General features: G+C 67.6%; 9 protein-coding genes. All 9 read right to left on the bottom strand.

Annotation, left to right across the window (positions count from 1 at the left end; translation table 11 throughout):
- Positions 1–8: 8 nt before the first annotated feature.
- Complete coding sequence (locus tag AC3WOE_RS27280; RefSeq protein ID WP_492695061.1) at positions 9–896, bottom strand: hypothetical protein; 888 nt, start codon at positions 894–896, stop codon at positions 9–11.
- Positions 897–932: 36 nt separating this feature from the next.
- Positions 933–2021: a hypothetical protein gene (locus AC3WOE_RS27275; RefSeq protein ID WP_492695059.1), complete on the bottom strand. Its 1089-nt coding sequence runs from the start codon at positions 2019–2021 to the stop codon at positions 933–935.
- Positions 2003–2881, bottom strand: a complete 879-nt coding sequence (locus AC3WOE_RS27270) for an aldo/keto reductase (protein ID WP_492695057.1) — start codon at positions 2879–2881, stop codon at positions 2003–2005. Before AC3WOE_RS27270 ends, AC3WOE_RS27275 begins: the two co-directional genes overlap by 19 nt.
- Positions 2878–5250 (bottom strand): glycoside hydrolase family 13 protein, encoded by a 2373-nt coding sequence (locus AC3WOE_RS27265; protein ID WP_492695055.1) that lies wholly within the window; start codon positions 5248–5250, stop codon positions 2878–2880. Before AC3WOE_RS27265 ends, AC3WOE_RS27270 begins: the two co-directional genes overlap by 4 nt.
- A gap of 47 nt (positions 5251–5297) precedes the next feature.
- Positions 5298–6854: an alpha-amylase family glycosyl hydrolase gene (locus AC3WOE_RS27260; RefSeq protein ID WP_492695053.1), complete on the bottom strand. Its 1557-nt coding sequence runs from the start codon at positions 6852–6854 to the stop codon at positions 5298–5300.
- Positions 6851–7741, bottom strand: coding sequence for a maltose ABC transporter permease MalG (gene malG, locus AC3WOE_RS27255; protein WP_439462883.1), 891 nt, complete (start codon positions 7739–7741; stop codon positions 6851–6853). Before malG ends, AC3WOE_RS27260 begins: the two co-directional genes overlap by 4 nt.
- A 79-nt stretch (positions 7742–7820) precedes the next feature.
- The gene (gene malF, locus AC3WOE_RS27250) at positions 7821–9407 is read right to left on the bottom strand and encodes a maltose ABC transporter permease MalF (RefSeq protein WP_492695051.1); all 1587 of its coding nucleotides are present in this window, start codon (positions 9405–9407) and stop codon (positions 7821–7823) included.
- Positions 9408–9412: 5 nt separating this feature from the next.
- On the bottom strand, positions 9413–10582 hold the full coding sequence (gene malE, locus AC3WOE_RS27245) for a maltose/maltodextrin ABC transporter substrate-binding protein MalE (protein ID WP_492695049.1): 1170 nt from the start codon (positions 10580–10582) through the stop codon (positions 9413–9415).
- Positions 10579–11700 (bottom strand): ABC transporter ATP-binding protein, encoded by a 1122-nt coding sequence (locus AC3WOE_RS27240; protein WP_492695047.1) that lies wholly within the window; start codon positions 11698–11700, stop codon positions 10579–10581. The genes malE and AC3WOE_RS27240 overlap by 4 nt, the downstream gene beginning before the upstream one ends.
- Positions 11701–12035 lie beyond the last annotated feature (335 nt).

Here is a 12035-nt window from a genome sequence, read left to right as displayed (position 1 = left end):
GAGGCGGCTCAGCTCTCGCCCGGCTGCATCCACAGCTCGCGGCGGTTCACCGGCGTCTCGGGCGGCAGCAGCGGGTTGCTCAGCTTCAGCACGCGGTCCGGCGCGATCGGGTGGGCCTTGAGCACGGCGCCGTAGAACTCGCGATGCAGGCGCTGGAAGCTGCCGTCGGCCACTGCCGCCTCCAGTCCGGTCTTCAGCTCGGCGGCGAGCTCGGGGCGGCCGGGGCTGACGAAGAGATAGGCCGCCGCCGGGTAGTGCAGCATCAGGTCGGGCGCAATGGCCAGTTCGGGGTAGCGGCCGCCGGCCATCTCGGCGTCGATCTCGAGGATGGAGCGCGGGAAGTAGTCGATGCGGCCGGCCGCCAGCATGCGGAACAGGGCGTCGTAGACGCTGCTGGTACCCACCTGCAGGCCGTTGGCACGCAGGATGGCCGTGTCCGGCCAGTCATGGCCCTGGCCGGCAAGGCGCTGGCCCAGGTCCTTCAGCGTGCGCACCTTCTGCCACTGCGCCAGCTCGCTGCGGCGCACCAGCAGCAGCCGCCAGCCCAGCAGGCCGCGGTCGATGGGGATACGCACCGGCAGCAGGCCGCTGGATTCGCGCTGGGTGTCGGTCATCGTCCACATCAGGTCGATGGGGGCGTGGCCGGCCGCCAGCTCGACGAGGGTGCGGCCCTGGGTCATGTCCAGGTCCACCGGCTGGATGGCCAGGCGGTTGCCCGTGCGGTTCAGGGCCAGCTCGACGATGCGGCGCACATAGACCAGCTGCGGGTCGGGCATGGTGATGTGGCGCGGCAGGCGCACCGGCTCGCCGGGCTGGGCCAACAGCGGCCGGGCCGCCAGCAGCAGGGGCAGGCTCAGCAGGGCGCGGCGGCGTGTCGGCGGAAAGATGACGGGCATCGGCCGCCATCATGAGGCAGCCGGCGCAATGTCGGGTTATCCCTGGGCTCGGAGCTGATGATGGCGGGCTTCGAGCTCGCGTTCGTACAGGCAGGCGAGCAGGGTGGCGTCGCTCAGTTTCGCGTCCGCAGGCGCGAGGGCGCCGCTGGCGCGCAGGCTGGCACCGTGCTCGCGGAACGTGCGCTGCAGCCACTGGGCGCGGCGCAGCGTGCGTTGCGTGCAGCTGCGGCCGCGCAGGTCGTCCTCGAGATCGCTGCTGTGGGCCTGCCAGGCGTCGGCCAGGTAGAGGCGGGCCGGTGCATGGGCCAGCTCGTCGCGCCAGTGCGCGGCGAGGCCGCGGTAGTGGTTGAGCACGAGGGATGTCGCACCCCGGCGGGCCAGCCGCTCAACCAGGGCGTCGTAGGCCTCGATGGCGAGGCGCTTGAAGGCCAGGAAGTGAGGCAGGGCCTCGTCATCGCTGCCGGCATCGAGCAGGGCGCCGAAGAGATGTCGGCCCTCGATGCGCTCGGCGAGATGGAACTGCGGACAGTCGCGGCCGTTGCCAGCGCTGTTGAGCTGGGTCAACGGGTCGAAACGGTAGCAGTAGCCGAAGTCGTAGAGCCAGAGCCGCTGCCCATCGTCGAGCAGATTGCCGGCGCTGTAGTCCCACTCGAAGAAGCCGTGCTCGATCAGCGCGCAGCCGGTGTCGAGCAGGGCACGGGCCTGGCGCTCGTCCAGCACGCCGGGGTGGCGACCTGCTATCCATGGCGACACGACCAGACCGTCGCGCAGCGAGCCGTAGACGGGCGCGATGACGCCGGGCAGGTCAAGTGGCGCCAGCTCGGCGTGGCGTTGCAGCTCGTTCAGAAAGGAGGTCTCGCCGTCGGGATTGCGCACCCTGCATTCGGCGCGCGCCCGCTTGATGGCCCAGTGGCGGCCGGCGTGGTGGAGGCAGAACACTTCGGCGGTCAGGCCGCCATCGTGGACGGCCTCGACGTCGGGGCTGTCGGCATCCAGCGCCTGCAATTCGGCGATCGGCAAGGGCAGGGCTGCCGTGTCGCCAAACGCGAACTCCGCGCCGCTGGCCATGAAGGCCAGGTTGGCCTGCTGGCGCCGGGCGTCCAGCGTCAGATCAGGCCCGGCCATGCGTCGCCGTGGCGGTCGAAGGCAGCGCGGATGCTGACGACCAGCTCGGCCGGCAGCGGGCCACGCTCGATGGCATCGAGGTTGCGGCGCAGGTTGGCCGGCTTGGCCGTGCCAACGATGGCGCTGGCGGCGCCGGTGTGGAAAGCGGCGAAGCGCAGCGCGACGTCGGCCCAGTCCTCGGCGCCGGGGAGGCCCATGGCCTTGAAGCGGTCCCAGTACTGACCTTCGGCAAAGTCGTTGGGGCGTTCGGCGTGGCGCCAGACCGCGCCGGCCAGCGGGCGCTTGGCGATGACACCGATGCCGGCATGGTCGGCCCGCGCGGCGCGGGTCTTCAGGTGGGCCTGGTCGCAGACGCTGATGGAAGTCTGCAGGCTGCCGAAGGCGCCGCTGCTGATGGCGAAGTCGATCTCGTCGTTGTCGCCCGAGTAGGCGGCCACGCGCAGCTTGCCGGCCTGGCGGCAGTCGTTCAGTGCCCGGGCGACGTCGCCCTGCTGCAGCACCGGCAGCGGGCAGGAGTGCAGGTGGACGATGTCGAGCCAATCGGTCTTCATCAGCTTCAGCGCGCGCTCGACGCCGGCCACGATGCAGTCATAGGTCCAGTCGGGCAGGCCTTCGACGCCGTAGCCGACCTTGGTGGACAGCACGAAGTCGTCGCGGCGATGGGCGATGTGGCGGCCGATGCGCTCTTCGCTCAGGCCATAGCCGCGGGCGGTGTCGACGAGGTTGATGCCTTGGTCGAGCACATGGTTGAGCAGGGCGCCGGCCTCGGCTTCGGTGGTGCGCTCGTCGTTGATGTGCATGGCGCCGAAGCCGAGGGCGGACACCTGGAGGCCGGTGTGGCCGAGGGGATTGAGGATCATGGGGTGATGAGGACGCGGCCGAACAGGGGCGGCACGGTCAGCTGGATTTCGTGGTTCTTGACGGTGACGGCTGCGCCGCCGAGGGCGTCGCGCAGCGTGCTGGATTCGACGGGTGCAAAGAAGCTGACCGTCTTGGCGGTCGTGCTGTTGTTGGTGGCGGTGATGGCCCAGGTCTTGCCGTCCTGGCGGGCCAGCACGACGACGTGCTCATCGACGTACAGCGGCGCACTCAGCGTGCCGTGGCGCAGCACGGGCAGGTCGTGGCGCAACGTCGTCAGCCGCTTGAAGTCGGCCAGCAGGGCTTCGTCGGGTTGGCCGCCTTCGTCGGCCCAGGGATAGGGCGCGCGGTTGTAGGGGTCATCGCCACCGCCCAGGCCCACCTCGTCGCCGTAGTAGATGGTGGGCGAGCCGGGGTAGGTCATCTGGAAGAAGACGGCCAGGCGCAGGCGCTGCTTGGCGAGCCGGAGATCCTGGTCTTCGCCGAAGTGATGCAGGGCGCGCGGCTGGTCGTGGGTGGACAGCAGGTTCATCAGCGCCGAGAAGGCCTGGGGCGGATAAGCCTCGCGCATCAGCTCGAGGTTGGCAGCCATCAGCTTGCCGCTCTTGCCGGCGGCGTAGTCCAGCACGGCGTTGCGGAAGATGTAGTTCATCGTGCTGTCGAACATGTCTCCGAGGAGATATTTCGAGCTGTCGAACCAGGTCTCGGCCACCGTCAGCGCATCGGGCTTCTTGGCCTTCACGGCCTGGCGCCACTCGCGCCAGAAATCGTCAGGCACCCAGGGCGCCACGTCCATGCGCCAGCCGGCCGCGCCGCGGTCCAGCCAGAGGTCGGTGACCGAGTCCTTGTCGCGGTAGGCATAGGCACGGAAGGACGGGTTGTTCTTGTCAATCTCCGGCAGGTCGCTCACGCCCACCCAGCCCTGGTACTGCTTGCTCGGGTCGGTCTCGTCGGGCTTGAACTTGAACCAGCCGTAGTAGGGCGAGGTCGGGTTGGGCTTGCCGTTGTCGAAGGCGCCGCCGGCGGGGAAGTTGCCGTAGCGATTGAAGTAGGGGGAGTCGGCGCCGACGTGGTTCAGCGAGGTGTCCGGGATGACGCGGATGCCGCGCCTGGCGGCTTCCGCGCAGAGGCGCTCGAAGTCGGCATTCGTGCCAAAGGCCGGGTCGATGTTCTTGTAGTCGGCCGCGTCGTATTTGTGGTTGCTGGGGGCGCGGAAGACCGGCGTCAGATAGAGGGCGTTGGCGCCCAGGCTCTTGATGTAGTCGAGCTTGCTCGTGATGCCGGCCAGGTCGCCGCCGAAGAAGTCGTTGTTGTAGAGGTTGTCGGAGCCGTCGCCCGTGCCCGGCTTGAAGGGCTTCTCGTTCCACTTCGCGTGGCGCTCGACGTCGCGATCCTGGTAGCGGTCCTGGGGCCGGCCGCCGCCAGGGCGCGGGTCGTTGCTCTTGTCGCCGTTGCGGAAGCGCTCGGGGAAGACGTAGTAGTAGACGATGTCCCGGGCCCAGTCCGGCACCTTGAAGTCGGGCGCGTAGACGGTCTGGCGGTAGCGGCGCACGCGGTTCAGGTTGCCCGGCAGGCGCTCGACGGTGGCCGGGCCCATGGAACCCTTCTCGCGCGTCCAGTAGACGCTGTCCTTGTTGTTCTGCAGCGCGTATTGGCCCTGGTCGGTCTCGATCTCGAACCAGTAGCCGAAGACGCCGACCTCGTCGAAGCGGTAGCGGGTGGCGAAGCCGGTGCCCAGGCCGCGCGGCTCGGGCGTCATCGCGATGCGGGTCAGTGGCTCGTAGGCCAGCTGCTCCTGGTTGCCGGTCATGCGGCGGCGTTCGATGACGAGGGTGGCGCGCTTGAGGCCGGGCACGTCGTTGCCGACGTAGAAGCGGATTTCGCGGCCTTGGGGTTGGGCGCCGAAGGGCGACTTGAACTCCTCGGTGCGCGAGTCGAAGCGGGTGCTCAGCGCGGCCTTGTCGGTGATGGCCCGGGGCGGCGCGGGCTTGAAGGTCTTGGGGCCGACGGCGAGCGTCGCGCCGCCGTCCGCGGCGATGGCCAGACGCAGCGCGTGCTCGCCACTGAAGTCGCGCTTGAGGTTGCCGCTGGCGCCGCGGGCCGGGTTGCCCTTGGCGTCGCCGCCGAAGGTGTGCGAGGCCGTCCAGTCCTCGTCGGCGATCTTGAACTCTTGCGTGCCCTTGGCGGCCAGGTTCAGGTAGTAGGCATCGCAGCGGTATTCGAAGGCTTGCTCGTCCTGGGCGGCCCAGTTGTTCAGGCCGCCGCGCAGATAGAGGGTGGCGTCGCCGAGAGGCGCGGGCTTGCAGTCGGCGGCGTGGGCGGCAGGCGCCAGCGCGAGCAGGGCGGCGCAGAGCGCGAGTGACTTGAACATGGAATGGCGATCCGTGATGCCGCGACTGCGGCCATGGGGTTGATGCTTCAGTGCACGCGCTTGTAGCGGTTGTAGCCGCCCATCTCGCGCGGGACGGGTTGCAGCACGAGCACGCCGTGCGCGGGCACGTCGACCGTGATGAAGCCGGAGCCGATGGTCAACGGCGCCGCGTTCGGCACCAGGCCGAGCACATCCTGCAGCGGGGTGTCGTCCATCAGCGCCCAGTTCGCCACCATGAGGCGGTCGCGAACGGGCCGGTCCGACGGGTTGGCGACGACGATCAGGGTGTCCAGTGCCTTGTCGGTGTAGCGCTCGAAGGCGAGCAGCCGGGCCGATTCGACGAGGCGGAAGTCGCCGACGCGCAGGGCGCGGTGGGACTTGTGCAGGGCTATCAGCTTGCGCACCCAGACGGTCTCGGGGTTGCCGTCGGTGGCCAGGTCCCAGCGCATCGGACCGCGGTTCTCGGGGTCGATGCCGCCGGCCATGCCGACCTCGACGCCGTAGTAGACATTGGGTGCGCCGGGCAGCGTGAACTGCAGGGCCTGCACGAAGCGGCGCTGCGCGGTGTCGGGGAACTGGCTGGCGATGCGCGGGATGTCGTGGTTGTCGATGACGATCCAGGACTTGAGCATGGGCTCGATGCCGGCATCACGCACCATGCGGTCGATCATTCGGCCGGCCATCGGCCCGTCCAGTTCGCCACCGGCGGTGCCGTTGATGATCTGGCGCAGCGTGAAGTTCATGACCGCGTCGATGGACTTCAGCCAGTCGCCGGGGTAGTTGACGATCTCGCCGACGACGAGCGAGCCGGGCTTCTGGGTATGAGCGGACTTCGTCAACGCCGCGAGATACGTCGGGCCGAGCTCGAAGGCCGTGTCCAGCCGCCAGCCGTCGGCGCCGTCACGCAGATAGCTGCGCACGACGGAGTCCGGTGCTTCGTAGAGATAGCGGCGCACGGCGGGCGATTCGAGGTTGAGCTCCGGCAGGTTCTGGAAGCCCGTCCAGACCCGTGCGCCGCCAGCGTACTGCGGGTCGATGGCGAACCACTCGCGCCAGGGGCTCTTCGCGTCGGCCATCGCGGCCTTGAAGGCCGGCGCATTGCGGCCCATGTGATTGAAGACGCCGTCCAGCACGACCTTGAGCCCGCGGCGGTGGGCCTCGGCGGCCAGGCGCTTGAAGTCCTCGCGGCTGCCGTACTCCGGCGAGATGGCCTTGAAGTCCAGCGCGTCGTATTTGTGGTTGGTGTAGGCGTGATGGATGGGGTTGATGTAGAGCACGTCCGCGCCGAGCTGCTGGACGTGATCGAGCCTGCTTGTGGCGCTGGCGAGGTCGCCGCCCCAGAAGTCCAGCTCGTGGGCCGACAGCTTTTCCGCCTCGAGGTAGGGGCCGGGCGTCGGCACCTCGCTCCAGGCGCGCAGCCGCTTCGGCGCGGGATAGAGAGCGCGCTTGGCCTCGAGGTTCTGCGACGGCGCGAAGCGGTCCACGATGATCTGGTAAACGACGGCGCCATTGCGCCAGTCGCGTTCGCGGTCCTCGTAGGGGCCGGCCTGGGCCGACAGGGTGCCGAGCAGAACCAGGCCTGCCGCGGCGAGGGCGCGTTTCATCCCTTCACGCCGCCGGCGGTCAGACCGGAGACGATCCAGCGCTGGGCCAGCAGGAAGACCAGGGTGATGGGCAGGCCCGACAGCACGGCCGCGGCCGCGAAGTCGCCCCACAGGAAGCGCTGGTCGTGCAGGAAGTATTTGGAGCCGACGGCCAGGGTCAGATTTCCCTCTTCGCGCAGCAGGATGGAGGCGACCGGGTACTCGATGATGGTGCCGATGAAGGCCAGCACGAAGACCACCATCAGGATGGGCACGGCCATGGGCAGCAGCACGCGCGAGAAGGCCTGCCAGTGCGTGGCGCCGTCGACCTTGGCGTTCTCCTCGATCTCGACGGGGATGGTCTCGAAGTAGCCCTTGATGGTCCAGACGTGCGTCGCGATGCCGCCGAGGTAGGCCAGCACCAGGCCGGCGTGGGTCTCGACGCCGAGCGCCGGCACGTAGTTGCCGATGGTCTCGAAGATGGCAAAGATCGCCACCAGGGCCAGCACCGGCGGGAACATCTGCAGCAGCAGCATGCCGTTGAGCACCGGCTTGCTGAAGCTGAACTTCAGCCGCGCGAAGGCGTAGGCCGCGGTCGTCGAGATGGCGACGATGAGGAAGGCCGAGGCCGTGGCGATCTTGATGGAGTTCCACAGCCAGGTCAGTACCGGGAAGGGCGGCTGCACCAGGCTGCCATCGGCGGCCTGATAGGGAATGCCGAGCGCCAGCTTCCAGTGCTCCAGGCTGATCTCGGTCGGGATCAGGCTGCCCGTGGCGAAGTTGCCGGGGCGCAGCGAGATGGACACGACGGCCAGCAGCGGGAAGAGGGTGATGGCGATGAAGATCCACATCACCGCGTGGGCGCTGAAGGTGCGCCAGCGGGCTTGTTTGCCGAGGACGATGGCCATGTCAACGCCCGCCCGGCCGCCCGTAGGGCGTTGAGCGCCCCCTCGGGGGGCAGTGAATGGAATGAACTGGGGGCTTCATTTACTTTTGCGCCTTTGCGGAGAGCCGCAGGTTGATCAGCGACAGCGCCGCGACCAGGAAGAAGATCAGCGTCGAGATGGCCGCGGCCAGGCCGAAGTCCGAGCCCGAGTCGCGGAAGGCGATGCGGTAGGTGTAGCTGACCAGGATGTCGGTCTGGCCCGCGGGCAGCTTGGTGGACAGGAAGTCCGGCCGGCCATCGGTCAGCAGCGCGATCAGCACGAAGTTGTTGAAGTTGAAGGCGAAGGCGCTGACCAGCAGCGGCGCCAGCGGCTTGATGATGAGCGGCGCGGTGATCTTGAAGAAGTTGGTCGCGGGGCTGGCGCCGGCCAGGGCCGAGGCTTCGTAGAGGTCCGCCGGAATCGCCTTCAGCAGGCCCGAGCACAGGATCATCACATAGGGATAGCCCAGCCAGACGTTGACGATGACCAGCATGGTCTTGGCCAGCAGCGGGTCGGCGAACCAGGCCGGCTTGACGCCGAACAGCGCGTTCAGGATGGCGTTGATCTCGCCGAAGTTCTGGTTGAACAGGCCCTTGAAGACCAGGATGGAGATGAAGCCCGGCACCGCATACGGCAGGAAGAGCAGGGTGCGGTAGGTGGTGCGGTAGCGCATGCCCTCCCAGTTCAGCATCACCGCGAACAGCATGCCGATGGCCGTGGCGAAGAAGACCGTCAGCGCCGAGAACACCACCGTCCACGTGAAGATGGACAGGAAGGGGCCGCGGAACTCGGCGTCGAACAGCATGCGGGCGTAGTTGGCTGCGCCGATGAAGGCCTTGAAGCCGGGCTGCAGGGTCTCGCCGGCGGCGGTCTGGAAGAAGCCGGTGTCGCGGTTGGGCGTGAAGACGGCGGCGTCCAGCGTGCGCGTCAGGCTGCCGTCGGCATTCGCCGTCCACTGCGGCTTGACGGGGCCGAACTCGCGCAGGCCGAGGTAATGCAACTCGGTCTTGTCGGGCAGTGCCAGTACGAGCCGCGCCAGCGCCTCGCGGTGCTTGATGAGTTCAGGCAAGGGCAGGGCGGCCTGCAGCGGCGCGGTGAGCGGCAGGTGCTCGGCGTCCGCTGCCGTCAGTTCCACGCGCACGGGCTGCTTGCTGTTGCGAAGAGCGAGCGGCGGCGACACCCAGCGCGGTGCGGCGCCGCCCTCAGGCTGCAGCACCAGGCGGAACTCGCTGCCGTCGGCATGCAGGCTGTAAGCCAGCACCTGGTCCTCGACCGCGTCGTGCTGCTCCAGCAAATACTCGCGCACCCGGCTCTCGCTGAGCAGATGGGTGCTGGAGTAGTTGGTGAAGCCGATCTGCGCCGTGTAGACCAGCGGGAAGGCAATGAAGACCAGCATGCCGGCGATGCCGGGGAAGAGATAGCGCCAGGCAAAGCCGCCGCGGCTGAGATACACATAGAAGCCGGCCGTGAACAACACCAAGAGGCCCGCGGCCCAGGCGGCCTGGCCGGTGGTGTAGACGACGAAGACGAGATAGAGCGCGGCGACTATTGAGCCCGCGGCCACCGGCCAGTGCAGCCACTTGGCCAGCTTCTCGGTCAATGTGGGCGGCAGCGTCGAGTAGGCGCCTTGGCCAAGGGAGGAGGACAAGGCGTTCATTTGTTCAGCAGCATCCGTGCGGCGGCGCCGTCCAGCGCGTCCTTGGGGCTTTGCAGGCCGTTGGTGATGGCTTCCAGGGCCGCGTCCATCGCGGTCCAGAAACGACCCACCTCGGGGATGTTGGGAATCGGCGCGCCGTTGCGGGCGTTGGTCATGCTGGCCGCGATCAGCGGATTCACCGACAGCTCCGCATAGAAGGCCTTGTTGGCCGGCACGCCGATGGGCACGTTGGCGTCCAGGATCTTCAAGGCCTCAGGGCGCATCAGGTGGTTCTCGATAAACTCCTTGGCGATGTCCTTGTTCTTGCTGGGCGCCGAGATCATGCAGCCCAGCACGCCGACAAAGCTCTTGCTGGGCTTGCCGGCGATGACGGCCGGAATGGGCGCCACGCCGATGTCGATCTTGGCCTTCTTGGCGTTGTCCCAGGCCCAGGGTCCGGAGATCATCATGGCCACCTCGCCGCGGGCGAAGGCCGCTTCCATCTCGGAGTAGCGCGCGCCCTTGGGCATGTGGCCGTCCTTGATGAGGCGCTCGATCATCTGCGCGCCCGCCAGAGCGCCTTCGTTGTTGACGTCGACCTTGCGGGGATCGAAGTCACCTTGCGCGTCCTTGCCGAAGATGACGCCACCGGCCCCGGCAATCATGGGCCAGCTGAAGAAGCTCTTGTTGTAGTCCCACAGCACGGCGTGCTTGCCGCTGGCCTGCAGCTTCTTGTCGATGGCGATGAGTTCGTCCCAGGTCGCGGGCGGCGTGGGCACCAGGGCCTTGTTGTAGATGAGGCCGGTGGTCTCGATGGCGATCGGGTAGCCCCAGATGCGGCCGCGGTAGCTCAGCGCATTCCAGGCCTGCTCCTCGGACTCGGCCTTGAGCTTGGCGGAGGGGCGCAGCGGCGTCAGCAGGCCGGCCTTGGCCCATTCGCCGACGCGGTCGTGCGGCCAGCAGAAGATGTCCGGGCCCTTGCCGGCACCTGCCGCCTGCTGGAATTTGTCGGTCGGGTCGACCGGGTGCTCGACGACGACCTTGACGCCGGAGACCTTCTCGAAGGCATTCCCGACGGTCTGCAGGCCACCATAGGCCTTGTCGCCGTTGATCCAGACGAGGAGCTTCGGGCTCTCGGCCAGGGCCGGCGCCGCAGCGAGCGCGGCCAGCAGGGGGAGCCACTTCATGCGTTCAGCTCCGGCGCAGCCAGGCGACGCAGCGCGAGGCCGTCGGCGTTGAACACATACAAGGCCTCGGCCGGCAGATGCAGGTCCAGGGCCTGGCCGTTGCGCAGACGGTCGTTGCCGTTGCGGCCTTCGAACTGGCAGGTCAGGGGCTCTTCCAGGCCCGGGTAGGGGCAGTAGGCGAAGGTGATGCCGCCCAGCGACTCGACGAAGGCCACCGTGCTCTGCAGCAGGTTGCCGGGGCCGCCCTGGCGGATGTGCTCGGGACGCACGCCCAGGGTGACCTTGTCACCCACCTTGGCGCCGCTGCCGTCCACCCGCGCCTGCAGCACGATGCCGCTGCCAGTCAGCTTCACGTCCACATGGCCAGCATCGACCGCGACCAGTTCGCCCGCGATGAAGTTCATCTTGGGGCTGCCGATGAAACCGGCCACGAAGAGATTGCGCGGGTGTTCGTACAGCTCCAGCGGCGAGCCGACCTGTTCGACCTTGCCGGCCGACAGCACGACGATGCGGTCGGCCAGCGTCATGGCCTCCACCTGGTCGTGGGTCACGTAGATCATCGTGGTCTTGAGATCTTCGTGCAGCTTGGCGAACTCGTAGCGCATGCGCACGCGAAGCGCTGCGTCCAGGTTGGACAAGGGCTCATCGAACAGGAAGACCTCGGGCTTGCGCACGATGGCGCGGCCGATGGCGACGCGCTGGCGCTGGCCGCCGGACAGGTCCTTGGGCTTGCGGTCCAGCAGGTGTTCTATATGCAGGATCTTGGCCGCGTTGCGCACGGCCGTCTCGATCTCCGCCTTCGGCACTTTCGCCAGCTTCAACCCGAAGGCCATGTTGTCGAACAGATTCATATGCGGGTAGAGCGCATACGACTGGAAGACCATGGCGATGCCGCGTTCGCTCGGTGGCACATCGTTGACGACGCGGCCGCCGATGGTCAGTTCGCCGCCGGTGATCTCCTCCAGGCCGGCGATGGAACGCAGCAGCGTGGACTTGCCGCAGCCCGAGGGGCCGACGAAGACCATGAACTCGCCGTCGCGGATCTCCAGGTCGATGCCGTGAAGGATGCGGATGTCGCCATAGGCCTTCTCCACGCCGGTCAGTCGAACGTCTGCCACTTCTAACCTTTCAGTCTCCGGGCGTCCGTGTTGTCGAACTACGCCGGCTTGTCTCGCCAAATCGGGCTCAAATTTCTCGTCTTTGCCCGTCTTTGTAGACAATATACATTCCGACTTCGCCAACAACAACAGCAAAGACCCGCTTGAACCTTCATGAAACCCTTACGGATCAAGCATTTATAAAACTCACCGGGTTTTCCCGATGTAGTCAAACTACACAACGGGTCGGAGCTGGTTGATACTTCGGACAACGCCACTCCTCGAGTAGCATTCTTGCCCCCGTCGCCGGGGGCTGGCACTGATGAACACCCCAACCCGCATGCCCGTTCAACGCA

The organism is Roseateles sp. FW305-36 (genome assembly GCF_058787015.1).
Note: the sequence above shows the minus strand (reverse complement) of the source record. Positions and strands in the feature narration are given on the sequence as shown.